24 protein-coding genes are annotated in these 24,205 nt (G+C 51.1%); 12 read left to right on the top strand and 12 right to left on the bottom strand.

The genetic code is table 11. From position 1 onward, the window contains the following. From C7A19_RS05055 to C7A19_RS05045, 3 genes are all read right to left on the bottom strand, one after another. Entirely contained in the window at positions 1 to 948 is a 948-nt protein-coding gene (locus tag C7A19_RS05055; protein WP_116644359.1) for an iron chelate uptake ABC transporter family permease subunit, read from the bottom strand. Next, complete coding sequence (locus C7A19_RS05050; protein WP_116644358.1) at positions 941 to 1,888, bottom strand: iron chelate uptake ABC transporter family permease subunit; 948 nt, start codon at positions 1,886 to 1,888, stop codon at positions 941 to 943. The genes C7A19_RS05055 and C7A19_RS05050 overlap by 8 nt, the downstream gene beginning before the upstream one ends. Positions 1,889 to 1,963: 75 nt before the next feature. Next, positions 1,964 to 2,878 carry an ABC transporter substrate-binding protein gene (locus tag C7A19_RS05045; protein ID WP_077485122.1) on the bottom strand — a complete coding sequence of 305 codons (915 nt, stop codon included), beginning with the start codon at positions 2,876 to 2,878 and terminating at the stop codon, positions 1,964 to 1,966. A gap of 522 nt (positions 2,879 to 3,400) precedes the next feature. Between C7A19_RS05045 and C7A19_RS05040 the strand changes: the two genes are divergently transcribed. From C7A19_RS05040 to C7A19_RS15530, 5 genes are all read left to right on the top strand, one after another. After that, positions 3,401 to 3,571 (top strand): XapX domain-containing protein, encoded by a 171-nt coding sequence (locus C7A19_RS05040; protein WP_021023774.1) that lies wholly within the window; start codon positions 3,401 to 3,403, stop codon positions 3,569 to 3,571. Positions 3,572 to 3,593: 22 nt separating this feature from the next. Further along, on the top strand, positions 3,594 to 4,304 hold the full coding sequence (gene deoD, locus C7A19_RS05035) for a purine-nucleoside phosphorylase (RefSeq protein ID WP_116644357.1): 711 nt from the start codon (positions 3,594 to 3,596) through the stop codon (positions 4,302 to 4,304). A gap of 18 nt (positions 4,305 to 4,322) precedes the next feature. After that, complete coding sequence (locus C7A19_RS05030; protein ID WP_116644356.1) at positions 4,323 to 5,789, top strand: IS1 family transposase; 1,467 nt, start codon at positions 4,323 to 4,325, stop codon at positions 5,787 to 5,789. 79 nt (positions 5,790 to 5,868) lie between these two features. Further along, a complete protein-coding gene (gene hdfR, locus C7A19_RS05025) occupies positions 5,869 to 6,714 on the top strand; it encodes an HTH-type transcriptional regulator HdfR (protein ID WP_069360910.1) in 846 nt (281 codons plus the stop codon). Positions 6,715 to 6,864: 150 nt separating this feature from the next. Next, the gene (locus C7A19_RS15530; protein WP_155522544.1) at positions 6,865 to 7,041 is read left to right on the top strand and encodes a hypothetical protein; all 177 of its coding nucleotides are present in this window, start codon (positions 6,865 to 6,867) and stop codon (positions 7,039 to 7,041) included. A gap of 104 nt (positions 7,042 to 7,145) precedes the next feature. Here C7A19_RS15530 and nagZ read toward each other — a convergent pair whose 3' ends face one another. Beyond that, positions 7,146 to 8,150, bottom strand: coding sequence for a beta-N-acetylhexosaminidase (nagZ, locus tag C7A19_RS05020; RefSeq protein WP_116644355.1), 1,005 nt, complete (start codon positions 8,148 to 8,150; stop codon positions 7,146 to 7,148). A gap of 196 nt (positions 8,151 to 8,346) precedes the next feature. Between nagZ and C7A19_RS05015 the strand changes: the two genes are divergently transcribed. Both C7A19_RS05015 and murQ read left to right on the top strand, forming a co-directional pair. After that, a complete protein-coding gene (locus C7A19_RS05015; protein WP_077485114.1) occupies positions 8,347 to 9,459 on the top strand; it encodes an anhydro-N-acetylmuramic acid kinase in 1,113 nt (370 codons plus the stop codon). A 9-nt stretch (positions 9,460 to 9,468) separates the two neighbouring features. Beyond that, entirely contained in the window at positions 9,469 to 10,383 is a 915-nt protein-coding gene (murQ, locus tag C7A19_RS05010; protein WP_116644354.1) for an N-acetylmuramic acid 6-phosphate etherase, read from the top strand. Positions 10,384 to 10,396: 13 nt separating this feature from the next. On the opposite strand, the gene C7A19_RS05005 is transcribed toward murQ, so the two are convergent. Beyond that, positions 10,397 to 12,973 carry an EAL domain-containing protein gene (locus tag C7A19_RS05005; protein WP_162300248.1) on the bottom strand — a complete coding sequence of 859 codons (2,577 nt, stop codon included), beginning with the start codon at positions 12,971 to 12,973 and terminating at the stop codon, positions 10,397 to 10,399. Between the two features lie 332 nt (positions 12,974 to 13,305). On the opposite strand from C7A19_RS05005, the gene C7A19_RS04995 reads away from it, so the two are divergent. From C7A19_RS04995 to tkt, 3 genes are all read left to right on the top strand, one after another. Continuing rightward, positions 13,306 to 14,322, top strand: coding sequence for a sugar-binding transcriptional regulator (locus tag C7A19_RS04995; RefSeq protein WP_116644351.1), 1,017 nt, complete (start codon positions 13,306 to 13,308; stop codon positions 14,320 to 14,322). 180 nt (positions 14,323 to 14,502) lie between these two features. Beyond that, positions 14,503 to 15,453 (top strand): transaldolase, encoded by a 951-nt coding sequence (gene tal / locus C7A19_RS04990; protein WP_116644350.1) that lies wholly within the window; start codon positions 14,503 to 14,505, stop codon positions 15,451 to 15,453. A gap of 98 nt (positions 15,454 to 15,551) precedes the next feature. Next, positions 15,552 to 17,546 (top strand): transketolase, encoded by a 1,995-nt coding sequence (gene tkt, locus C7A19_RS04985; RefSeq protein ID WP_116644349.1) that lies wholly within the window; start codon positions 15,552 to 15,554, stop codon positions 17,544 to 17,546. Between the two features lie 117 nt (positions 17,547 to 17,663). Here the strand turns inward: tkt and C7A19_RS04980 are convergent, their stop codons facing one another. Further along, positions 17,664 to 17,852, bottom strand: coding sequence for a hypothetical protein (locus C7A19_RS04980; RefSeq protein WP_116644348.1), 189 nt, complete (start codon positions 17,850 to 17,852; stop codon positions 17,664 to 17,666). Positions 17,853 to 17,950: 98 nt separating this feature from the next. Here C7A19_RS04980 and soxR point away from each other — a divergent pair, with 98 nt between their 5' ends. Both soxR and C7A19_RS04970 read left to right on the top strand, forming a co-directional pair. Further along, entirely contained in the window at positions 17,951 to 18,427 is a 477-nt protein-coding gene (gene soxR, locus C7A19_RS04975) for a redox-sensitive transcriptional activator SoxR (RefSeq protein WP_116644347.1), read from the top strand. Between the two features lie 251 nt (positions 18,428 to 18,678). Continuing rightward, the gene (locus C7A19_RS04970) at positions 18,679 to 18,891 is read left to right on the top strand and encodes a cold-shock protein (protein WP_069360900.1); all 213 of its coding nucleotides are present in this window, start codon (positions 18,679 to 18,681) and stop codon (positions 18,889 to 18,891) included. A gap of 199 nt (positions 18,892 to 19,090) precedes the next feature. On the opposite strand, the gene C7A19_RS04965 is transcribed toward C7A19_RS04970, so the two are convergent. From C7A19_RS04965 to C7A19_RS04940, 6 genes are read right to left on the bottom strand one after another with little or no spacing between them, the layout of a single operon-like run. After that, positions 19,091 to 20,263 carry a BTAD domain-containing putative transcriptional regulator gene (locus C7A19_RS04965; protein WP_116644346.1) on the bottom strand — a complete coding sequence of 391 codons (1,173 nt, stop codon included), beginning with the start codon at positions 20,261 to 20,263 and terminating at the stop codon, positions 19,091 to 19,093. Further along, positions 20,263 to 20,895, bottom strand: coding sequence for an energy transducer TonB (locus C7A19_RS04960; RefSeq protein WP_116644345.1), 633 nt, complete (start codon positions 20,893 to 20,895; stop codon positions 20,263 to 20,265). The genes C7A19_RS04965 and C7A19_RS04960 overlap by 1 nt, the downstream gene beginning before the upstream one ends. After that, entirely contained in the window at positions 20,895 to 21,299 is a 405-nt protein-coding gene (locus C7A19_RS04955; protein WP_069360897.1) for a biopolymer transporter ExbD, read from the bottom strand. The genes C7A19_RS04960 and C7A19_RS04955 overlap by 1 nt, the downstream gene beginning before the upstream one ends. Continuing rightward, positions 21,299 to 21,847, bottom strand: coding sequence for a MotA/TolQ/ExbB proton channel family protein (locus tag C7A19_RS04950; RefSeq protein ID WP_069360896.1), 549 nt, complete (start codon positions 21,845 to 21,847; stop codon positions 21,299 to 21,301). Before C7A19_RS04950 ends, C7A19_RS04955 begins: the two co-directional genes overlap by 1 nt. After that, entirely contained in the window at positions 21,844 to 23,193 is a 1,350-nt protein-coding gene (locus C7A19_RS04945; protein WP_116644344.1) for a MotA/TolQ/ExbB proton channel family protein, read from the bottom strand. Before C7A19_RS04945 ends, C7A19_RS04950 begins: the two co-directional genes overlap by 4 nt. Then, positions 23,190 to 23,972, bottom strand: coding sequence for a DUF3450 domain-containing protein (locus C7A19_RS04940; RefSeq protein ID WP_235614264.1), 783 nt, complete (start codon positions 23,970 to 23,972; stop codon positions 23,190 to 23,192). Before C7A19_RS04940 ends, C7A19_RS04945 begins: the two co-directional genes overlap by 4 nt. Positions 23,973 to 24,205: the final 233 nt, after the last annotated feature.

The following is a 24,205-nucleotide window of genomic DNA, read 5'->3' as shown; positions in this document are numbered from 1 at the left end:
TTAAAACTTGTTTTTCGTCAGGAGATACAAAAAGTAAGCCCCACCGACAAAGTTAATGATCACACTCACCGTGGTCTCAAACCCAAACCATTGCTCGACAACATACTGGCCACTTAACAACAAAAATGCGGCCAACACACTCGTGGCCACAATTAAAAATCGATGCTGATAACTGACAAACATTTGCCGCGCAAGGCTCACCACAATCAAACCAAAAAAGAGCACCGGCCCGACCAAAGCGGTTGATAAGGCAATCATCACCGCAATCACCATCATTACCTTTAGGGTGAGTCGACGTGTATCGATGCCAAGGCTGGTCGCGTTATCCTCACCCAACAAGCACACATCAAGCTGATTGCTCAATCGATAGAGCACCAGCAAACAGGCAGCGAGTACCGGCACACTGACATAGACCAGTTCACGGTTGGCATTATTGAAACTGGCGAACATCGCATCTTGCAATACAGCGAACTCACTCGGGTCAACCAACAAGGTAAAAAACTGACTGATACTGCCAAATACGCTACCTAGCACGATACCAATCAACAGCAGGGTGTAGATGTTGGCGCGATGGCGACGAAAGTAAAGTGTGAACAACACAGTCGCGCTGATCGTCATTAGCACCACACTGGCGGTAAAGTTCGCGTAAGCATTGATCAGCAATACGCTACTTGAGCCGAATACCACCAATAAAACGGTTTGCAAAAGGACGTATAAACTATCGAAGCCCAGAATCGAAGGCGTCAAAATCCGATTGTTGGTGATGGTTTGAAACACCAGCGAAGAAGCCGAGATCGCCACGGCAGCGAGCGTAATAGCTAAGACCTTAGGGGTTCGTCGTGAAAGAAAATACGCGTAATTATCCGCCGTTAATCCATGCCCTAAAAAGTACCCGGCTACGAGCACCACACCCATTGCGACAAGAGAGAGCTTGATACCATCACGCATTGGCTTTGTCCCTCATCACCAGATAGATAAACACCGCACCGCCTAAGATAGAAATAATCATCGCGATCGGGACTTCATAGGGGAAGATAATGACGCGGCCCAGAATGTCGCAGCTCAGCACCAACACCACGCCCCAAAAGGCTGTCCAAGGTAGGTTACGTTTAATGTTATCGCCCATAAAAAGCGAGACAACATTAGGCACAATTAAGCCAAGGAAAGGGATAACGCCGACAATCATCACCACAGTGGAAGACAACAACGCAACCACCATGACACCAAATAGCACCACCTTTTGATAATCAAGGCCGATGTTTTTGGCAAAGCTTTCACCAATACTGGCGGCGCTGAATTGGCTGGCATACGCATAGGCGATACCACATACTGGAATAGCCACAAAAAGCACTTCGTAATTTCCCGCCAGCACCGACGAAAAGTTGGCGACCGTCCACGCTTGCAAGGTTTGAATCAGATCGTACTTATAAGCTAAAAACTGGGTCAGCGAAGAGACCACATTGCCGTACATGATCCCTATCAAGGGAACCAGCACGGTATTCTTAAACTTCAGACGTTGGAGAAAGTGGACGAACAACCAGGTGCCGGCCATTGCCATTCCCACAATAACGGACAGATCCAGCCATTGGCTGGCCCCCCCAAACATAACCAACGTCAGTACATAACCCAGCAGCGCACAATCAATGGTGCCCGTGGTATCAGGCGCGGCAAAGCGGTTTTGGCATATCTGCTGCATGATGAGTCCAGCCACACTTAAGCCCGCACCAGCCAGACAAATAGCCAGTAAACGAGGAATACGGCTGGTGGTAAAAATCGTCCACGCTTCTGGGTCGCCCGCCCATAAGCTCGCGAGGGACACATGCGCCACACCAATGGATATCGACAAGATCGCCAACACCACAAGGACAGGAATAGAAAGATACTTCACAGAATCACTACCGTTGAGGTCTAGAACCACAAAGACCCAGGTCCAGCCTGGGTCTGCTTGTTTGTCGTATGATGATTAAAGCACGCGGTTTACATCATCAATCATCTTATCCATCGCCGTCATGCCAGCCATAGTGATGTACCAAGCGGTTGGGTCGAGATAGCTGATACGTTGCTGTTGGTGAGCTTGCGTTTTATTGACCAAAGGATTGTCAAAACGCGCTTTCGCCTTGCCTTCACCTTCCCCAATCGCCTGCTCACGATCAAGGACTAATAAGACATCTGGGTTGGCGTCGGCAATATATTCGAATGAAATCAAGTTACCGTGTGAGCCGGCGACTTCCACATCGTCGCTTGTCGCTGGCTTTAAGCCTAGCTCATCAAACACCATACCAAAACGACTATTCTCGCCAAACATCGCCACTTTACTACCGTTACTCATGACCATCAGCGCGTTAAAGTTGTCCGCCACCGCTTTCTCATGCGTCTGCGCAATTTTGCTGCTCATTTGCTCAATGATCGCGTCGACTTTATCTTGCTTATTAAACACTTCGCCAAGCATGCGCCAGTTGGCTTGCACACTTTGCCAATAGTGCTCGTAGTCGGCTTTAAACATGATAGTCGGCGCAATTTCCTCTAACTCGCCCATGAGCGATGCCATACGCGCTTCCGCAATGATCAAATCAGGCTTTGCGGTAAAAATGGCTTCATAGTCAGGCTCTTTCACCGTCCCGACCGCAACATATTTATCGTCTTGATAGGTTTTAGCGAGATAATCCGGCATTAAGGACTTCACCACGCCAACAGGCTCAACGCCAAGACGATCGAGTACATCTAAACTGCCTTGCCCCAAGACAACGACGCGTTGTGGTACGCCGTCGATTTCAACCGTGCCCATCGCATGGGTGATTGTTTTCGCCGCAGCATGGCCGCTTAGCACTAAGGAAACAGTAAGAAAAATAAATTGAAAAAATGAACGAAAAGCTTGCATAGCCCTTTCCTCGTAAAAATCGGTGGAGGAATGCTAACGCAGTTGAATAATTAAGTCACGAATAGAAGTGAGAATTATTCATATTTATAATGTTATTGATCAAGCGCATGGCATGAGACGATAGGTTTTGCACGCACAAACCAGTCATCATGTCTTGCATTCAAGCATACCAACGACGCTTACCAAAACTGTTTTGATCTTGCGCAAAAAAACCGCAATTGAGTCGACGACATGCGGACAATGCGTCACCAGCACGCGTTATAGAAACGAAAAAACCGCGCGACTTGCGCAAAACGCAAGCGATTGCATCGACACTATCAACATATTTAGTAATCATTAAGGGTTTTACGCGCTAATATGGGGATAGTTGTGATCAGGATCGCGCGTAAATGCGCACGGGTTACATACACTGGGCCCATCTCATGCGGAACCACTTAAAAGACAATAAAGACAGCTATGACTGTCGCAATTTAGGTACCGATTTGAGCTGGACTGCACCTAACTAGATGTTTGAGGGTTATAATGAACGAAATTTTACTTGCGGTCGTCGCTGGTGCCATCGTTGGCTTTTTCTTCAGCGCGATCAAGTTACCATTGCCTGCTCCCCCGGTCATTTCTGGGATCATGGGCATTGTTGGTATCTACCTTGGCGGCATGGCTTACCAAGCCGTGATCGAACGCTTTTTCTCTTAACTAAAGATAATTGGAGCACACTATGGCTACCCCACATATTAATGCTGTAGACGGCGCATTTGCTGAAACTGTCCTCATGCCTGGTGATCCGCTGCGTGCGCAGTACATTGCCGAAAACTTTCTCGAGAACGCGGAGCGCGTAACCGACGTGCGTAACATGTTCGGCTACACCGGTACCTACAAAGGCAAAAAAGTGTCTGTCATGGGTCACGGCATGGGGATCCCATCTTGCTCAATCTACGTGCATGAGTTGATCAAAGATTACGGTGTTAAAAACGTGATCCGCGTCGGTAGCTGCGGTGCGGTTAAAGACGATGTCAAACTGATGGATGTCATCATTGCACAAGGTGCGTCCACGGATGCGAAAGTCAACCGTACACGCTTTGCGGGTCACGACTTTGCGGCTATCTCAGACTACCACCTGCTTGAAACAGCAGTCGGTGAAGCACGTAAGCAGAATGTTGCCGTGCGTGTCGGGAACATCTTCTCTGCCGATCTGTTCTACAGCCCAGAAGCTGATTTGTTCAACAAAATGGATAACCTAGGTATTCTGGCGGTGGATATGGAAGCGGCCGGTATCTATGGTGTCGCTGCAGAGCTGGGCGCTCGTGCACTGACCATCCTGACTGTGTCTGATCATATTATTCGCGGTGAAGCACTTAGCTCAGATGAACGTCAAAAATCATTTAACGAGATGATGACTGTTTCGCTAGAAACCGCAATCAACCTGTAAGTGTTGGTCGGAGGAAACGTGTCTAGCGGTAAACTGCCCCTCGCGGCCGGTGATTTACAGCTGAACTTCTGTAAAACCCTCACCTGCCCGAATTTTGGGTCAAAGGATGAGCAAGATTACTTGGTTCAGCACACCAATCCAGCACGACCAACCTTGGTGTGCCGTGAGTGTGGCGCGTTTCCTCCACTGTTAAATAACCATGATGTTCACGCTGAGCTAATTACTCAGCGCCAACTTCATGCCGATGGCTTGTGTGCCTGTACCAATCCAGAGTGTGAGCATTTAGGCAAACCCGTGCTCACGCATCGGCATTGTTATCATGCGTTCGGCTATAGTGGCGATCGTCAGCGTTATCGGTGCAAAAGCTGCCAAAGTACCTTTGTCGATCGCTGGTCTGGGATCAACAAAAAAAGTGAGTTACAGCAAAAGCTGTTGGCCTTTCTTTTTACTGGCCACACAGTGCGTGACATCTGCCGGCGGCTGTCGCTGAATCCGAAAACCTTCTACGATCATCTTAACCAAATAGCCGCACGATGCCGACAAAAGCTTGCCGCTTACGATAGTCGGTTTTTAGCTGATACCTCAACCGGTCACCTAGCCAGTGTCCACACCGCGTTGCAGCCCAAGAGCGACAATGGCGTGCAATGGCTAGCAACGGGTGAAGCGCATAGTGGCTACGTGCTGCAGCAAGATGTGAATTATCATGCGGATGACCATCACCACTTGACCACACACCATGACCCTTACCAACCTGATTGTCGGTTTATGTCGACGCACAGTGCGGGTCAGCCGCAAGAAACAGTGCCACGGCCAGAGGGATTATTGGGTCGGGTTGATGCCAAATACCGCGATGTCTTTGCCCGCTCGAATGTCGAAGATCCCTATACGCAGCCACTGCATTTTATTTATCCTAATCGCGGCACGCTGATCCGCCCTCAATACACCACGTATGCACACTACCTCAACCTCAAGCCGTTAATCGAACATTGGCAGCAAATTGTGGTGTTTTCGCCACAAGAGCCCTTATTGCGCTCCGCTTGCCTCTCCGTTTTTGAGGCCGATATTCGCGATAAGCGCGTCAGCCATGTATACGTCGAGCAAGATGCCGGTTGGCAGCCCGGATCAGAGCCAGAAAAAATTGATATCGTTTTGCTAAGCTGGTGGCGTGACCGTTGGGCCTTTACTCGCCGTGGCGACGGCGCTAAGGCGATCTGCGATCATGGCCAAAACAAAGGTCAAGAGGCCTATTGGTTAACCCATGCAAGCTGTGATGCGTTGAAAAAATATCAACAGCACTTCCACCAGCAGTTTTCACTGTTGGTCAATGAGCCGAGACGCCGACTGCGCCCGGGTGGACTGCTACCCTTGCTTGATATCTATCGCGCATGGCACAACTTATGTTGGCAAGACCGCGCGCATCTCACCCCAGCCCAACGGCTTGGCTTGACCGAACGCCCTTTGACCTTGGCGGATCTGATGCTCTGATTGATATCGCGCGCATTCACTTGACGTGCATCGAGGTTTTTTGCCTAAATGCCCAATATCGCCGAGAAGGAAACCGCCATTGGACATTCAACTCCTGCGCACATTTATTGAAGTCAGCAAGACACGTCACTTCGGTCGTGCAGCGGACAACCTTTACCTGACCCAGTCCGCTGTGAGCTTTCGCATTCGACAACTCGAAACGCAGCTGAATACATCCCTGTTTATTCGTCAGCGCAATAATGTTCGTCTGACCGATGCGGGGGAGCGATTACTTCCTTACGCTGAAACCATGCTGCAAACCTGGCAGCGCGCCCAACAGGACGTCAGTGCGATGCACCACGCGAGCGCGCAACTGACGCTAGCCGCCTCCCCGATGCTGTGGGAACTCGATGGCGTCAGCGCATGGGTAAACCGCGTCTGTGCGGCACACGGAGACTGGTTGATCCGTACCGAATCGACGCCAGCCCAGTTGCTAGCACGCCATTTGATTGAAAAACGTATTGATGCCGGGTTGACCTCAGAGCTGCCTAAGCTTGAAGGATTACAATCGCATCACTTAGGCGATTACCAACTTCAGTTAGTCAGCCATATACCGGGGCTCACGCTGGACACGAGCGAGACCCTCCCCCTGATCTATCTCGATTGGGGCACTCGCTTTTCGCTCGAGCAAAGCCAAATTGCGTCCCTGCAACGTTCACCTGTGTTACACACCCAGTCATGCCAACTCGCATTAAACTATTTACTCGTACACGGTGGCGTCGCGTTTCTACCGTCATTAGCGGTTCATCCTTATCTCGACAATGGACAACTCCACCTGATTGACCACGGCCATATGTTGACCCATCCTCTTTACCTTACCTGGCTAACCAATAGTGATAAAAGCAACCTAATCAATGATTTAGTATCATCCGCCGGTCAGTTATAAGGGCACAGAAAAAATCGCTAAATTCACGCCTATTTCACTAGTCGACGGTCAATTTTTAGGCTATCTTAGAATCGTTAGGCAAATATTATGTGTCTAACACTTCGGCTACACATAGCACTGACAATCAACAAGCGTTAGGAAAACACCACCATGGCACAGTGGGATCAATGGTTAAAACACGGCTCGCAACAAAAAGAGAAGTTTAAATCTCGCCACCACGACGATTTTGATGACGATATGCCACGCGGCAAAAAAGACAAGAAGCGCCATAACAAACGCGCGCAACGCTCTCAATACGACGACAGTTATTTTGGAGAGGATCGCTAATCGCGAGGTAAGGCTCGCGGCATGAAGCACTGGTCATTGATAGGATAAAGGCAACGGTATCGCGTTGCCTTTTTGTTGTGGTTTTTAGACACTGGAGCACTCACTCAGGCTTGTTGCGCTTGCCACTCTGCTGCGTGTCGTTTAATCGCACGCTGTGCTAGCTGCCAACGCGGATCTTGCTGTAAGCGTTGCCAATCCACGGTTTGGCGCACCCGCAACCTGTCAGCCGCAGGAACCGACTGAATCGGCAACGCGTCGAGCACCGACACCGCACTGTGACGATCATTGCATATCAAGGCCATATCACATCCAGCATCAAGCGCCGCTTTGGCACGCGCGGGCGCGTCGCCGAACAAATGCGCGCCGCCCATGCTTAAATCATCAGAGAAAATAATCCCTTTAAACCCAAGCTGTTGGCGCAAAATCTGGGTAAGCCAGTATGGCGAGCCGCTCGCAGGCAAGGCATCATGTTGTGGGTAAATCACATGCGCAGGCATCATCGCATCCACGAGCCCCTGCTCAATAAACGATTGGAAAATCGCAAAATCGTCTGAGTGCAAAATATCGCGCGTGTCCTCAGGTGTCACTAAGTGCGAGTCTTCTTTCACCCCGCCGTGTCCCGGAAAATGTTTCCCTGTCGTGGCCATGCCCGCCAGGCGCATCCCCTTAGCAAAGGCGCCGGCATAGTCGGTGATAGCTTGATGTGTTGCGCCAAAGGCGCGGTCTTTGATTGCCGCACACCCAAACCCTAAATCCAGCACAGGTGCAAAGCTAAGATCAATCCCATGGGCGATCAGCTCCATTGCCATTATCCAACCAGCCTGCTCCGCCAGCGCTGGACTGGCGCTCAACGCACCATATGACTGCGCGGCGGGGATGGGCGTAAACGCGTCGCGAAATCGCTGAACACGTCCGCCCTCTTGGTCGACGCCAATTAAGATCTCACGCCCAGCCGCAACACGAATCGATTGCGTTAGTGCACGAAGCTGCTCTGAATCGTAATAGTTGCGCGCAAATAAAATGACGCCGCCAACACTCGGGTGGGCCAAGATTTCTTTTTCTTCGTTATCGAGCTGCTCTGCATGCACATCCAGCCAAACCGGTCCCATTGTTTCTCCTTCATACGCTTGTCAACCCACTGACAACCATGCTCGGTATTCTCAACCATCATGTCTTACCGACTGATAAGATGTCAGTATCACAGACGCATAATCAAGCACTTTGCCACGTATCGCAATCTGTTTATACTCAGTGCGTTTTACCTCATCGCCATCTTATTGTTTGACTAACGTAAGGAAACACCCGATGTCACAGCCCGCCGCCGATATCTATATAGGTGTCATGTCAGGGACGAGCTTAGATAGTATCGATGTCGTCGCTGTAAGGTTTACTCACGCCGGTTACGTGGAGTCTATCGCCCGCCACAGCGATCCGCTTCCCCAAGATATTAAAACCACGGTGATTACCTTGAGCCGAGGCCATCCGATGTCGGTCAAAGCTTTGGGTGAACTCGATCGTCGTTTAGGGGAATGTTATGCCAATGCTATCAATACCTTACTTGAACAAGCAGCGTTACGGCCCAAGCATGTCGCCGCCGTCGGTTGTCATGGTCAAACCGTCTATCACCAACCCAGCGGTGATTATCCATTCACCATGCAGCTTGGCGACGCCAATGTGATTGCAGCGCGAACCGGCATTACCACCGTCGCGGATTTTAGGCGCAAAGACATGGCGTATGGCGGTCAAGGCGCCCCTTTGGTGCCCGCCTTTCACAATGATTACTTTGCCGATAGCGAACAAGCCACCGCAGTAGTAAATATTGGCGGTATTGCCAACGTATCAATGATTTGCCCCGATCGCCCTTTATATGGCTTTGATACGGGCCCTGGGAATATGTTGATGGATGCCTGGACGCAGCGTCACCGCCATCAAGCCTATGATAAAGATGGCGAGTGGGCAGCCACCAGCTGCGCGTATCAACCCTTACTCAACCGCCTGTTGTCCGACGCCTACTTCTCACGTCCCGCCCCCAAAAGTACCGGGCGGGAATACTTCAATCTTGACTGGCTCGATCGCCAACTGCTCGCGTTTTCACTCTCTCCAGACCAAGTGCAAGCGACCTTGCTGGCATTGACTGCCGAAAGTATTGCATTAGCCATTCGTCCATTAGAACGTGGCCGCGTCTTCGTGTGTGGCGGTGGCGCGCACAATCAAGCATTGATGCATGCGCTACAACAGGCACTTCCGCAATGGTCGATTGCACAAACTGACGATGCCGGGATCAGTTGCGACGATATGGAAGCCATTGCCTTTGCTTGGCTAGCCAGACAAACCCTCAATCACCAACCAGGCAACGTACCCGCCGTGACGGGCGCAACGCAAGCCTGTTGCCTTGGTGCCATTTATCTACCTTACTGAGGAACGATTATGTCAGCCCCCAGCGTCGATCAGCTAAAAGACTTACTCTCAGAAACACGCAACCCGCATACACTGACGATCGACCAACAAGACACACTGGGCTTGGTGGCGATGATTAACGCAGAAGATAAAGGAGTCGCCGCCGCCGTGCAGACGCAGCTCCCTGCGATTGCCAACGCGGTCGATGCGATTGCGGCAAGCTTTAACCAAGGCGGCCGTCTTATCTACATCGGGGCGGGAACCAGTGGTCGACTTGGCGTGCTTGACGCCGTGGAATGCCCGCCCACCTTTGGGGTGGATAGCCAGCAAGTCATAGGATTGATTGCCGGTGGCGACCCGGCCATGTTCGTTGCCCAAGAAGGTGCCGAAGATAACCCTGATGCGGGTAAATCGGATTTGGTCGCGCAACACCTCACCGCGAAGGATGTAGTGGTCGGCATCGCCGCCAGTGGTCGCACCCCTTATGTCCTCGGTGCACTCGATTATGCCCAGCAAATCGACGCGGTGACGGTCGCGCTGTCATGTAATCCCCATGCGGCGATCAACACCCACGCCCAGATTGCCATTACACCCGAGGTTGGCCCCGAAGCGCTCACGGGCTCAACCCGAATGAAATCAGGTACGGCGCAAAAAATGGTATTAAATATGCTGAGCACCGCTGCGATGATAAAGACAGGCAAGTGCTATCAAAATTTGATGGTCGATGTAAAAGCTAGCAACGATAAACTGGCGACCCGTTCAACGTTAATCGTGATGGAAGCGACAGGGTGTGACGAAGATACCGCGACACATGCCCTTTCACGCACTGATGGCGAAGTAAAAGTCGCGATCTTGGTGATCCTAGCCGACCAGGATCCCGCCACAGCCCGGCAACGCCTTCAGCAGGCCAATGGGCACCTACGTGATGCGCTGGCGTTAGGGTAATACTCGACAAGCCTTATCCGTCTGAGGAGGAGCGCAGGCTTTTCTCTTGCAATATCGCCGTCGGTTGCACACTGTCCATACGCTCAACATAAGCCTGATATTGTTGGAACGGAAGCGGGCGAGAGTAATAATAGCCTTGTGACACATCGACGCCATACCGGCGTAACAGGGCCTCCGCTTCCTCTGTTTCCACGCCCTCAGCAACAACCATTACCCCTAGTGAGCGGGCCATGTCTGTGGTGGCGCGAACAATGCTTTGATGACGGCCGCTCTTGTGCAGATCTCGAACAAAACTGCGATCAATTTTGAGCTCAGTGAATGGGAGTTGAGAAAGGAAATACAACGAGGAATAGCCCGTGCCGTAGTCATCGATCGATACTTCAATCCCACTGGCAGACAGTGCTGAAATCAGTTGTTTCAGCCAGTTATAGTCCTCGACCATCACTGATTCTGTCAGTTCCAACGAGATGAGGTTTGTCGGTATATGATATCGGCGCGCCAGCTCGACCACACGATTGGCTAAGTCGGGGATATAAATATCAGACGCACTGATATTGATGGAAAGGCGGCGGCAATGGCCGTTACGGATAAGCTGCGCTTGTTGTTGAAACGCGCGTTTCATCACCCATAAAGTAAGATTATTAATGATCCCAACATCTTCCGCCATTTGCACAAAGACTTCAGGCGATATTTGCCCATACTCAGGGTGCGTCCAGCGCGCTAAGACTTCCGAACCATGGATAGAGCCAGTGCGCAAGTCAATCTGCGGTTGATGATAAAGCTCGAGCTGATCATTCTCGATGGCGTCTCTTAAATCAGTCACGAGTGAAACATGCAGTTGATGATGTCGCTGCTCGTCGTAGTTAAAGCGTGCATAGTGAGTAGTGAGTGACTGGTGTTGAGCAATAGCGCTTAGGGCACGGCTGATTAATAAGCTCGGATGATCACCATCGGTGGGGTAGTGACAAACACCAATCCGTACTTTCACTTGTGTGACAAACGCGCCAACACACAATTCACCATTTAACTCTTTAATCAGTGCGTCGATGATACGGTCACACGTTGCGCTGTCAGCATCATCCATTAAAAAAGCAAATACGCCTTCTTTTAAGCAGCCCAAGCGATAATTGGGCCTGTCACTGTCCGTTCTTATACAGATCACAGGGGGTACATCCAGGACATCACTGATACGCTCCGCAATCGCGGTGATGTATTCCTCTCGAGCGTGCTCATCTAAATACGGTAAGAGGCTGGTATAATTATCTACCGAGAGGCAATATAAATTGAAACTCATATTCCGACTGATCAAGTCGTCGATCATCATATGTAATACATTATTATTCGGTAAATAGCTTAAGGTATCGTGGGTGAGCGCTTGCATTTCTTGTAACCGTTGGCACCGGAAACGCTCGGCTAACGCCAAAGTAAACAAGATCATGGTCATTCCCAGCGACATCATCAGGGCATAACGTGATAGTAAGCTGTATTCAACGTAATTGAGCATCAAGGCATAAAGTATCACCCCACCCACTATGGCGGGGATCCAGCTGAAGGCAAAAAGCAAGAGCCAAGATTTTCTCGGTTGCCATTGCAACCATAGGTAGTAGGCTAGCAAGCCATAAACTGGTAATTGCGCGATAAAAACGAATGACAGTGACACATACGTAGGGGTAATAAAACTTAATACAGCTAAGCCAAATAGCCCTCCACAAGTCATATAAAACAGTGATCTGGCACGCTGATAAAGCCGACTTCGCTCAAAATCTAAAAAATAATAAGTAAACCACAATCCCGCCATGAGTAAGCAAACGGCCAACGCAACCAAGTGGTTACTGATGAATATTTGAACCGTATCTGGCAAAAAGTAACGACTGAAACCGTGATTCACACTCACGAGCATCGCACTCATTAGGGCAACGGGAACAAAAATGAGATAGACGCGCTGACGGCTATAGACATACACCCCAGCACTATACAGCGCGACCATAAACGTAAAGGTGACAAATCCCCCCCAGACCAAATGTACCGATCTAGACAGATGATCAAACGCGTGGTGCGACATTACACTTAACGGCATGATCGCCATATCATTCGAGGTAACTTTGAGCAGTAATTGGTTGTCACGATCAGGGAGTAAATTGACCGGAATGGAATCAGGCATTGGCAAGCGATTCAAGCGTGCCGGTGTTTTATCCCCTGCTTTTATCTGTGAGCGCACCTGATCGCTATCCAAGATATGGTAGGCGTCCAAATAGTCAATCAGTGGGTTATCGGTGAGCACATGAATGTCGCGCTCAGCCAAGCCACGATAATTAAAATCAAGCTTGATCCAATAGGTTTGATAAGCCAGCTTCCACGGAATGTCACGCGCGCTATCGGCTGGCGTAAACGGCGCATGATCCAACACATAGTTAAGAGAGAGATCGTTGGTTTCATCAATGAAATAGCTATAGTCGATACTGACCAGTGATTGCGCAGGGGCGGTGGTGCGGCTCAAACTCGTCATCCAAAACCCGACAGCCAATACAACCACCAATGTGAACAAGGTCGTCACCCAAATAAGGGGCTGCCGAGACTGTAGTGCGTGCATAAACATACACTCCTTAACCAAACACGAGTCTGCCGCCCGAGGTTACCCCCCTTCCCTTGTACTTCTTGCGATTTAATCTGCTCGGAATGCTGGCGAGACTTAATAAAAATAGATAGTGATGGCTACTTTTTCAAACAGAACGCCTTTAAAAACGCTGCCTATACGATTAATCAGAGGGTTACATAGCGCGTCGTAGAAGCCAAAAAAATGAACATAAGTTTTAAAATGGAACATTTGTTCAATCATCATAAGCGCGATACACTGAGACCCATTACAGTGAGCCGTACTGTGTGCGGTGAGTTTGATCCGATCGATGAGCGAGACCAACATCTATGAGTACGCCAGCATCCCCAGATAACGTTCACGAAGACACAGATTTGCTGACCGAAATCGCCATTCTGTATTACCAGCAAAGCGCGACCCAAGAGGAGATCGCACGCAAATACAAAATAAGTCGCCCCAAAGTCAGCCGTCTACTCCGAAAAGCACGCGAGGAAGGGATCGTTGAAATCACGGTGAAGTTTCACCCCGTGCATAGCGCGCAATTAGAACAAAGGCTCATGGCGCGATTTAATCTCAAACGCGCATTAATTTCTCTCGACCAACCCAGTCCCGAAGAGCAGCGCACTCAAGTCGCGACCCTGGTTTCCACTTATTTGGATGGCAACCTCAACGACGGCATGGTAGTCGCAGTGGGGCAAGGTCAAAACGTCGCGGCGGTTGCTGATCACCCAGGGGTCGTCTCTCATCGCCAAACGCGCTTTGTTTGTGCTATCGGCGGTACCCACCGAAGTGGTGATGCCTTTAACGCGGATCATATTTGCCGGCGTCTCGCCAAAAAATTTGGTGGCAGCAGTGAAACCCTGTATGCCCCCGCCTACGTCGATAACGAGTCAACCCAACAAGTGTTTGTCTCTCACCCCAATATCAGTGAAACCTTGAATCAGGCGAGAAAGGCAGAGTTTGCACTGGTCGGCATTGGCGATATGGACGAAAATAGCCATATGGTCAAATTAGGCTGTTTTACCGCACGCGAATTTGTTGAAGCACGTGTTAACCATGGTATTGTCGGAGACATCGGTGGCTTTGATTTTTTCCGTCTCGACGGGCAACCCACCGATAATTTGATGCGAGGGCGCGTGGTTGGGCTAGCCATGCCTGACTTGGCACGTATTCCCAGTGTCATCGCCATGGCCAGTGAGAGTCGTAAAGCTTTGTCCATTCTTGGCGCTTTGCGTACGGGCGTGATTGATGTGCTGGCCACCAGCGCAAGTTGTGCGATGGCACTGCTCAACATGTCAGAGCCCGCCCCTGATGAAACCGCGTTCATGTTTCAACAGGATGAGTAAATTCGAGACCAAAGAGTGAGACTTAACTCTCTTTATGTCGCAATACAATTGACAAGTGACGTAAAAAACTCAAAGATCGTCACATCATTTGCTCAGACGCGTTGCATCTGTTCATATTCAGAGCAAGCGTTAGCACGTCATACGGCGTCTGGGCCTACCACGTAAAGAAGGTGAGTGAAGATGAGCAACAAACTGGACCAACTCCGTGCCCTAACCACAGTGGTCGCTGACACAGGCGACATCGAAGCAATTAAAAAATACCAACCGCAAGATGCCACAACCAACCCTTCTCTGATCCTCAAAGCCGCGCAAATCAAAGAATATGCGCCGCTGATCGATGAAGCGATTGCTTATGCAAAATCACACAGCAGCGACGCAGACCAACAGGTTGCCGATACCTGTGACCGTCTCGCCGTCAATATTGGTAAAGAAATCCTCAACGTGATCCCTGGCCGTATCTCTACCGAAGTAGACGCACGTTTGTCTTACGACACAGAAGCCAGTGTGGCTAAAGCGCGCAAGCTTATCAGCATGTACAACGAAGCGGGGATCAGCAACGAGCGCATTCTGATCAAACTGGCGTCAACTTGGGAAGGCATCCGCGCTGCAGAAATCCTGGAAAAAGAAGGGATCAACTGTAACCTGACACTCTTGTTCTCATTCGCGCAAGCACGTGCCTGTGCCGAAGCGGGCGCTTACCTGATTTCACCATTTGTGGGTCGCATCATGGATTGGTACAAAGCCAAAGAAGGCCGTGATTTCGAGGCGGCTGAAGACCCAGGTGTTAAATCCGTCACCACCATCTACAACTACTACAAAGCCCACGGCTACGACACCGTCGTGATGGGCGCGAGCTTCCGTAACACGGGCGAGATTTTAGAGCTGGCTGGCTGCGATCGTCTTACCATCAGCCCACAGCTTCTCCAAGAGCTGAGCGACGCCGACGGTGACGTGCCTGTGAAACTCAAAGACGCGGGAGCCACCGAGCAACGCCCAGCGCGTATGACCCACGCCGAATTCTTATGGGAGCACAACCAAGACGCGATGGCGGTTGAGAAGCTCGCAGAAGGCATCCGCAATTTCGCGGTTGACCAAGGCAAGCTTGAAGACATGATTCGCGAACAACTGTGATCAAACACAAAGCGTGATTTAACACAATAAAAGCGGCTGAGTCCGCTTTTATGATACTGTTTAACCCTATTTCACCTGTTCAACCTGTAGGTAAACACATGGAACGCAAAATGCTAGCTAACGCCATCCGCGCCCTTGCGATGGACGGTGTGCAAAAAGCCAAATCTGGTCACCCAGGCGCCCCAATGGGCATGGCTGATATCGCCGAAGTCTTGTGGCGCGACCACATGAACCACAACCCACAAAACCCAGATTGGGCCAACCGTGACCGTTTCGTACTGTCAAACGGCCACGGCTCTATGCTGATTTATTCGTTACTGCACCTGACCGGCTATGACGTATCCATTGACGATCTTAAACAGTTCCGTCAATTGCACTCCAATACCCCAGGCCACCCTGAATATGGTTACGCACCGGGAATTGAAACCACCACAGGTCCTCTCGGCCAGGGCATTACCAATGCCGTGGGTATGGCAGTGGCAGAGAAATCGCTCGCGGCGCAATTTAACCGCGACGGCCATGACATTGTCGACCATCACACCTACGCATTCTTGGGTGATGGCTGCTTGATGGAAGGTATCTCGCACGAAGCATGCTCACTCGCCGGCACCCTAGGCCTGGGCAAACTGATCGCTTTCTGGGATGACAACGGCATTTCTATCGACGGTCATGTGGAAGGTTGGTTCTCTGACGATACCGCGAAACGCTTTGAATCTTATGGCTGGCACGTGATCCCTGCCGTCGACGGCCATGATTCGGCAGCCATTCAAGCGGCCATCGAAGCGGCAAAAGCAGAAACTGGCAAGCCGACATTGATCTGCACCAAGACCACCATCGGTTACGGCTCACCCAACAAAGCAGGCAGCCACGACTGCCACGGTGCGCCACTGGGTGATGACGAAGTACAAGCCGCGCGTGAGTTCCTCGGTTGGGAGCATGGCCCATTTGAGATCCCACAAGATATTTATGCACAGTGGGACGCCAAAGAAGCCGGTGCGGCCAAAGAAGCCGCATGGAACGAGAAATTCGCGGCGTATCAGGCACAGTATCCAGAGCTAGCCGCTGAGTTTACTCGTCGCATGAAGGGTGAGCTGCCAAGCAACTGGGACAGCGAAACCCAAAAGCTCATCAAAGATCTACAGGCCAACCCAGCCAAAATTGCATCGCGTAAAGCGTCACAAAACGTGTTAGAAGAATTTGGCAAGCTACTGCCAGAACTGCTCGGTGGCTCTGCTGACTTGGCACCGTCTAACTTAACCATGTGGTCAGGCTCAAAAGCGATCAGTGCTGACGATGCTAGCGGTAACTACCTGCACTACGGTGTGCGTGAGTTTGGTATGACCGCCATTATCAACGGTATTGCCCTGCACGGCGGTTTTGTACCTTACGGCGCAACCTTCCTGATCTTTATGGAGTACGCCCGTAACGCGATGCGCATGGCCGCGTTGATGAAGGTGCAAAACATTCAAGTGTATACCCACGACTCGATTGGCCTGGGTGAAGATGGTCCAACTCACCAGCCGGTTGAGCAAATGGCCACTCTGCGCCAAACGCCGAATATGAGCATGTGGCGCCCGTGTGACCAAGTTGAATCTGCGGTCGCGTGGAAAGCAGCGGTTGAGCGTAAAGACGGCCCAAGTGCCCTGGTGTTCTCGCGTCAAGGCCTGGCTCAGCAAGAGCGTGATGACGCACAATTGGCTAACATTGCCAAAGGTGGCTACATCCTAAAAGATGCAGCGGGTAAGCCTGATCTGATCTTGATTGCGACCGGCTCTGAAGTCGAATTGGCGATGGAATCAGCCGCGAAACTAAGCGAAGCCGGCAAACAAGTGCGTGTCGTCTCTATGCCAAGCACTGACTTGTTCGATAAGCAAGATGCCGCCTACCGCGAGTCCGTGCTGCCATCAGACGTGACAGCACGTATTGCCATTGAAGCGGGTATCGCCGATTACTGGTACAAGTACGTGGGTCTCGACGGCCGTGTTGTCGGTATGACCACCTTCGGTGAGTCAGCACCGGCTGACGAGTTGTTCAAAATGTTCGGCTTTACCGTTGAAAACGTGGTTAACACCGCTGAAGAGTTGCTCGCTTAATCGCACCTTCACGGCACGTTAATTCTGCTAAGGCCAGTCAGCGATGACTGGCCTTTTTTCTATCCTCGCTTCTCGCATCCTGCAACCCATGCTGTAACAGCGACAGATGCAGCGCGCCTATAGAAAGCGACTCGCCGAGGGACGCACATTAGCATCCAGAGTATCCACCCCTATGTCATTTTGAAGGTGGGCTGGCATCGATGCGATTGACACTGCTTTCGGTTTACGGCTCATACCAACTCGCCCTTGAACACCTTGGATAATCGCCAATAACATTGAGGTAACGCCCTTTTTCATTTCTTTCATCGTGATTCCCCTCTCATTGTGTTGTGAAGATGCTAGTCAGGATAAAACCTCAAGTTATATTGAGGTAAACAAGGAGTGGCAGAAAAAGGTGAAAAAAGATGGAAATGAGTGTTGGGCAAGTGGCAAAACGCGCGGGGGTAAAGGTGTCTACCCTGCATTTTTACGAGCAAAAAGGCTTGATCGCCAGTTGGCGTAATGCGGGCAATCAACGCCGTTACGACCGTGCAGTGCTGCGTCGTATTGCGGTGATTAAAGCTGCACAACATGTGGGGCTCTCACTTGAAGAGATAGGCGAAGCATTAAGTGAACTGCCCTCTCACCGAGCCCCCACCAAAGAGCAGTGGCGTGATATGGCAGAGCGCTGGGATGCCACCCTCAATGAGCAAATCGCACGCTTACAGCAGTTACAAGCCAATTTAAGTGGCTGCATTGGCTGTGGCTGCCTATCAATGAAAACCTGCTCGCTCTATAACCCCAATGACGTGGTTGGTGAAGTCACCCAAGATGACAACGTGTTGAATCACCCGAAAATGGGGGTAACCCAACTGTTAAAAGACTGGGGAAAGAGACGATGAGTAGCCCAACCGCAACGCTCCACCCAAGGATTAAATAAAAATACTCACAACGCTTTACATGTGGGTGGAATGCTGTATGGTGGACACAGCTCTGGAACATGGAGCATCAATGATACATCAAGTAAAAGTCAACATAAGCTACGCTATTATCAATATTATAGAGTTTCTAACGTTACCCGCTTTCGCTTTTAGACATTTCATCGACTCCGTTCAAAGCTATCCTATTTTTTGTAACTTAAGAGAGAATGATTATGTCTAATCAAGCAACTGGTATCGTAAAGTGGTTTAACGAAGAGAAAGGTTTCGGTTTCATCACTCGTGACAACGGCGAAAAAGACGTGTTTGTACACTTCCGCGCGATCGTTGGCGAAGGTTTCAAAACCCTAACTGAAGGCCAGCGTGTGAACTTCACCGTTGAGCAAGGCCAAAAAGGCCCACAGGCTTCTGACGTTTCTGTAGCATAAGAAATCAGACCTGATTGATAGAGGGCGCTCAGGCGCCCTTTTTTTGTGCCTATCGTTTGGCGAATGTGATCAACACGGCGGATGGCAAACGATAGACACAACACGTTTTCACAAAAAAGCCCCGGCTATCTGGTGTTGCACCAGCTGGGGCTTTTTATCAGAGTAACCGACCAAGATTCACTCGCTACCTGTGACTTAATCAGCCTCGCTGCATTGTCTGACGCTTTTTCAAAAACGTTAACCAGCTCTCTACCGCCTCATCAGGGGCAATCTTTTTAGCAATGCGTGCTTGCTCAAGGGCCTGGTCAAACTGCTTCAGTTTGTAGTAGGCGCGCACTTTTGTCAGCGCTATCTCTTTAGCAGATGCCCCTTTACCCGCTTTATCAAGCGAAGTAAGTGCTTGCTGATAGTCGCCTTGCTGAATTTGCATTAACGCCAATTGCCAATGGTACTGACGGTCTTTTTGTGCGGCTAAACGCCACGCTGAAGCCGCTTGAGGCCATTCTCGCGCTTGCTGCCATAAGCTTGCTTGCTGCGCGAGCGTTTGCGCATCTTGTTCGTTCTCAGGCAAGCGTTTGAGCCACGTCGCCGCCCGTTCGGGAACGCCGATATTGGCATACAACTGCGCCACCGTACGCTGCTCACTGGGTTCAAGCTCCACCCCTTTACGCTGGGCGAGTAAATAGGTGCTGATCGCCTCTTTCGGTTGCTCTAAGCGCACATAGTTGGCCGCCAATTGGCGCCACCATTGCTTGTTTTCAGGCTCGCGCTTCAACAATGCTTTAAGCGTCGGGGTCGCTCCACGCCATTGCTCGAGTTGTAGCTGCGCGCCCAACTTCAACGACAGCGCCGACACACTGGCGCCATTTTTCACCACGCCCTGATACGCCGGATAGGCGTTTAATACCTGGCTCCATTGTTCACGCTGATAGTGCGCCTGCATAATGCGCAGCCACACATCTTCACTTTGATCCGTCTTTTCTTTGGGGATCGCGCGAGCCAACGGATAGTAGTATTGCAGCGCCGACGCATACTGGCCATCAATCAACAATAAATCAGCGAGCATGCGCTTGGTTTGCCAGGCTTGCGCGTCTTTCAGCTGTTCACTGTCGACCGCGCGTTGAATATGGACAATCGCCTTATCATTATTGCCATATTGCCAATAGAACACCCCCAACGCCCGGTTTACAAAGGCTTTATCGTAGGCGCGTTCAGCAGACAGCGCTTCAAGCACGGCAATCGCCTCACCCAGTTTGGCGTCTTGCTCTAGCGTTTGTGCTTTTTCAATCGAGCGTGCCACCGATGGCGAAAGCTGCGCAGCGGCTGGGAGCGAAATGACCAATACGAAGGTAACAATGAGTCGTTTAAACATTAGCGTAAGTTAAACTCCAGTTTCACCTGTTGACCGGGTTGAGCCACGGCTTCTCCGTTAACCACTTTCGGCTCATACTTCCATTTACGCAGCGCGCGTAACGCCTCTCGCTCAAACACGCGCGGCGGGTTGGCATCAACCACGGTCAAATCTTGTGGGCGTCCCGAGGGACTAATGGTAAAGCTCACCACCACGAATCCCTCTAGGCCGCGGCGCATGGCGCGTGGCGGATAATTCGGCTCGACCCGAAATAGCGGCATCGCCTGCTGGTTGTTCGGCCCGGTGCTGACATTTAAGTCGCCGAGCGACGGCGCTTGCACCATCACCCCTTGAATATTGCTTTGCACATTCAAGTTCGGCATATCCGGCTGTGGCGCAGTACTGGATTGTGTCTGCGTTTGCGTCACCGGCGTCGGTGGATCAGGCACCTCTGGCGGTGTCGGGCGCTCCGGGACACTGCGTTGACGACGTTGTACCTCGGTATCCGGCTCTTGCATGAAAATATCAATGCTTACCGACTCAGCCTTCTCTTGAGGCCGCTGAGACGAATGTCCGACCATTAGCGCCATCAACATAAACAGGCCAAGCGTAAACACCAACGCCGCCGGCAATGAGATTAGCCATCGCTTCATTACGGCGACTCCGTGGCCAACGCAATGCTGCCAATGCCGGCCCCTTTCGCCGCATCCATGACTTTAACCACCGTCCCGTTGTAGGCCAGCTCATCAGCTTGAATCACCAGCGAGGCATCGGGTTTGTCGAGCAATAGATGCTCAAGCGTCGCTTCGACACGTTCCACATCGACAAGGCGCTTATCAATGTACACCTCATTCGAGGCGGTGACCGCGACAAAAATACCCGCCTCTTTTTGGCTGGTTGAGTGGCTGGCTTCCGGGCGGTTTACTTCCACGCCAGACTCGCGCACAAAGGAGCTGGTAACAATAAAAAAGATCAGCATGATGAACACAATGTCCAACATGGAGGTTAAATCAACCTGCGCTTCCTCGCGCTGTTTTTGGGCTCGAATCAATCGCATTACTGACTCCGAAGCGCCTGCTCCAGCGCGACTTCACGACGCTGACAGGCTTTAACTAAACGGGCATGAGCAAACATACCGGCCAAGGCAGCCACCATACCTGCCATCGTGGGTAAGGTTGCCATTGAAATACCTGAGGCCATTAAACGGGGCTCACTGGTGCCTTGGCTGGCCATCACATCAAACACAGAAATCATCCCCGTGACCGTGCCTAACAGCCCCAACATCGGGCAAATAGCCACCAAGGCTTTAATAAAGCCAAGATAACGGCCGAGATCCTGTTGGGCTTGAAACAACCAGCCTTGGCGAATGGCGCGTGCATGCCAAGAATGATGGTCGGTACGCGCCTGCCACGCGGCGATCCACGCGCGACGTTGTGCGGGGAATCGTGAATAGAGATATAGCAGGCGTTCAATCACCAACACCCAGCACACCATTACCACCACACCTAACCACCAAAGCACGGGCCCACCTTGCGCCATAAAATGACGCAAGGTGCTCAAAATATCCTGCTGGCCAAGCTGTGAGAATAACGCCACGTCTATCATGCCGCTTGTCCGGTTTCCACTCGCTGATCACTGTTTTCAGCTTGTTCCGCCACCAGGCTAATGCTTTGTTTTTCCAACATGCCACGAATGTGATCGGCTTGCCCACTCAAGATGTTATGCGCCAGCAGTAGCGGAATGGCGGCAATCAAGCCAAGCACTGTGGTGACCAGAGCCATCGAGATGCCATCCGCCATCACTTTCGGATCGCCATTACCAAACTGGGTGATCACCTGGAAGGTCTCGATCATCCCGGTCACCGTCCCCAGCAAGCCAAGCATCGGCGCCAATGCAGCAAGCAGTTTCAGCATCGATAGGCCTTTTTCACAGCCTTGCTGTTCATCCACCACCGCTTCCAATAAACGCAGCTCCAGTGATTCCACATCGCGCTTTGGTGCATCATGATAGACCTTCAGCACACGGCCAAGCGGATTATCCTCCGGTGATTCTGGGTGTTTAAGCTGGCGATGCATTTTGGCGTGAACCGAGAGCAAGACTGCCCCACGGTATAGCGCAATGAGCAAGCCGACAGCCAATAGGGTCGCGATCACTTTGGCAACAAAGCCACCCTGCGCAAAGCGTTCGCTTAAGCTTGGCGCATTTTCTAGCTGCCCAAGTAACATGCCACGTGACGGATCGACGAGCACAGTCTCACCGACGTTGGCGATGGCTTGTTCAAGCTTTGCTGATGTTAAAGTGTTGTCCGGTTGTGCGCGGTACGGGATCGCCACTTGTCGTTCAGCTTGCCAGTTTAAATACCCTTGCTCATTCACCAGCCCAAGGTTACCCACTCGCACCACCGACTGCTCAGACGATACACCTTGCGCATTCACCACAGGTAAAGAAAGGGTTTGCAGCTGACCGCTGGTTTGCATTTGCGTGAGCATGCCCTGCCACAGGCTATTAAGCTGCTTGAGCGAGGGTAAGGTATCCGCGGCCACAATATCTGCCACCGTTTGATTAAACGCAGGCTGAGTAATCGCCACATAACTCGACGCGCCGTCGGTCTGGATGGTTTTACTTGCTTGGCGCACCACACCAAACAACTCACCCAAACTGCCCGACTCCAAACGCAACTTATCTTCCAAAGACGCCAGTTGTTGCTCGTTATCGCTGAAGGTGTCACTCAATTGCTCTGTTTCCGCCTCTAACGCATTGCGCGTGGCTTTGAGCTGATTGAGTTTCGCGCGCAATTCACGCTCGGTCAGCGCGAATTGTGCTTCTCGCGCTTGGTTATGCTCATTCGCCTGCTGATGTGCCTTTTGGGTTTGCTCGACAAGATCATCGGCGTGGGTAAAAGGCGCCATCGCGGCAAAACAGGTTGCGACAATAAGGGTTTTCCAACTCATGACTTCACCCCTTGATTAGCACTCAATGGCAGAGATAACAACGACGGTGCCATTTGTTTTTGCGCCACCGCAAAGGCCTTATCCACCGCTTCCGCGACACTGGCATCCAGCGCGACCCACTGATCATCGCGGGCGCTCCACAGCCAATGCTGCTGACCATCTAAGCTACGCGCCACCAGCGACATTCGACCCAAGTGCAACACATCCACCTGGTGATCTCGACCATTAAGCACAACGGTATCTTGATAGGCATCAAGCTTGCTGCCATAGTCTCGCTCAATTTGATACGCCTCGAGAATACGACGGAATTTCTCTGAGTCCGCCACATCGGCACGGCCCATCATCGCCTTAAGTTTTTGCAAACGGGCTTGGCGTTGGTCGGCTTTAAGAGGAATATCCTTGGCAAGCCACTGCTCGAGCCCACCCAACATGCGATACATCAACGGCACGATGCCTTGGCGAGTGTCTTTGATCTCGTCGATTTGATTCCGCAGGCTGGTCGCCTCTTTATCCTGATTGACCACCAAGTTTTGCAAGTGATCGCGATAGATTTCCAGGTTACTAATCTGTGCCTGCAGCTGCTCAATTTCTTGGCGCATGGCCAAGCTGCTATCAGAGTGGCGATTAATCCGTGACTGTGACTGCGCGGCCTCTTGGGTAGTGTTACCCTCGATAGCTTGCGCTTTTTCGAGTTGATCCGCACTCACTACTGGCGTAAACGCCAAACAGGACGCAACGCCCAGCACGAGCCGAAATGAAGACGATTTTATCATGGTGATATCTACAAACATGCATGGTGATATGGCTTGCGCCATAAACAAAAGTGAGAATAGTTTCTATTTGCGTGTAATGTACCGAGTTTGGCGGAAAAGATCTAGCCTAGCAGGCCTAGAAACGCGGGAATATTGCCCATATCGAGTCATGATGAGCTGACGGTGAAACAAGGCGGGATAGCGCATGTGCCTCGCGAGTGAGCAGTATCTCGACCATCAAACAGGTCAACATGCTCGAG

This window comes from Salinivibrio sp. HTSP, from assembly GCF_003390965.1.
GTDB classification, from domain to species: Bacteria; Pseudomonadota; Gammaproteobacteria; order Enterobacterales; family Vibrionaceae; genus Salinivibrio; species Salinivibrio kushneri.
The sequence above is the reverse complement of the archived record's forward strand: the minus strand, read 5'-3'. Positions and strand labels throughout refer to the sequence as shown.

What these genes read in the sequence shown, in the direction of transcription:
- C7A19_RS04955 (WP_069360897.1), bottom strand. Translation starts at nt 21,299, where the DNA reads ATGCGATTGATTCGAGCCCAAAAACAGCGCGAGGAAGCGCAGGTTGAT.
- C7A19_RS04960 (WP_116644345.1), bottom strand. Translation starts at nt 20,895, where the DNA reads ATGAAGCGATGGCTAATCTCATTGCCGGCGGCGTTGGTGTTTACGCTT.
- C7A19_RS05005 (WP_162300248.1), bottom strand. Translation starts at nt 12,973, where the DNA reads ATGCACGCACTACAGTCTCGGCAGCCCCTTATTTGGGTGACGACCTTG.
- C7A19_RS04965 (WP_116644346.1), bottom strand. Translation starts at nt 20,263, where the DNA reads ATGTTTAAACGACTCATTGTTACCTTCGTATTGGTCATTTCGCTCCCA.
- soxR (WP_116644347.1), top strand. Translation starts at nt 17,951, where the DNA reads ATGGAAATGAGTGTTGGGCAAGTGGCAAAACGCGCGGGGGTAAAGGTG.
- C7A19_RS04945 (WP_116644344.1), bottom strand. Translation starts at nt 23,193, where the DNA reads ATGAGTTGGAAAACCCTTATTGTCGCAACCTGTTTTGCCGCGATGGCG.
- C7A19_RS05040 (WP_021023774.1), top strand. Translation starts at nt 3,401, where the DNA reads ATGAACGAAATTTTACTTGCGGTCGTCGCTGGTGCCATCGTTGGCTTT.
- C7A19_RS05045 (WP_077485122.1), bottom strand. Translation starts at nt 2,878, where the DNA reads ATGCAAGCTTTTCGTTCATTTTTTCAATTTATTTTTCTTACTGTTTCC.
- C7A19_RS05055 (WP_116644359.1), bottom strand. Translation starts at nt 948, where the DNA reads ATGCGTGATGGTATCAAGCTCTCTCTTGTCGCAATGGGTGTGGTGCTC.
- nagZ (WP_116644355.1), bottom strand. Translation starts at nt 8,150, where the DNA reads ATGGGACCGGTTTGGCTGGATGTGCATGCAGAGCAGCTCGATAACGAA.
- murQ (WP_116644354.1), top strand. Translation starts at nt 9,469, where the DNA reads ATGTCAGCCCCCAGCGTCGATCAGCTAAAAGACTTACTCTCAGAAACA.
- C7A19_RS04995 (WP_116644351.1), top strand. Translation starts at nt 13,306, where the DNA reads ATGAGTACGCCAGCATCCCCAGATAACGTTCACGAAGACACAGATTTG.
- tkt (WP_116644349.1), top strand. Translation starts at nt 15,552, where the DNA reads ATGGAACGCAAAATGCTAGCTAACGCCATCCGCGCCCTTGCGATGGAC.
- C7A19_RS04950 (WP_069360896.1), bottom strand. Translation starts at nt 21,847, where the DNA reads ATGATAGACGTGGCGTTATTCTCACAGCTTGGCCAGCAGGATATTTTG.
- C7A19_RS04970 (WP_069360900.1), top strand. Translation starts at nt 18,679, where the DNA reads ATGTCTAATCAAGCAACTGGTATCGTAAAGTGGTTTAACGAAGAGAAA.
- C7A19_RS15530 (WP_155522544.1), top strand. Translation starts at nt 6,865, where the DNA reads ATGGCACAGTGGGATCAATGGTTAAAACACGGCTCGCAACAAAAAGAG.
- tal (WP_116644350.1), top strand. Translation starts at nt 14,503, where the DNA reads ATGAGCAACAAACTGGACCAACTCCGTGCCCTAACCACAGTGGTCGCT.
- deoD (WP_116644357.1), top strand. Translation starts at nt 3,594, where the DNA reads ATGGCTACCCCACATATTAATGCTGTAGACGGCGCATTTGCTGAAACT.
- C7A19_RS04980 (WP_116644348.1), bottom strand. Translation starts at nt 17,852, where the DNA reads ATGAAAGAAATGAAAAAGGGCGTTACCTCAATGTTATTGGCGATTATC.
- C7A19_RS05015 (WP_077485114.1), top strand. Translation starts at nt 8,347, where the DNA reads ATGTCACAGCCCGCCGCCGATATCTATATAGGTGTCATGTCAGGGACG.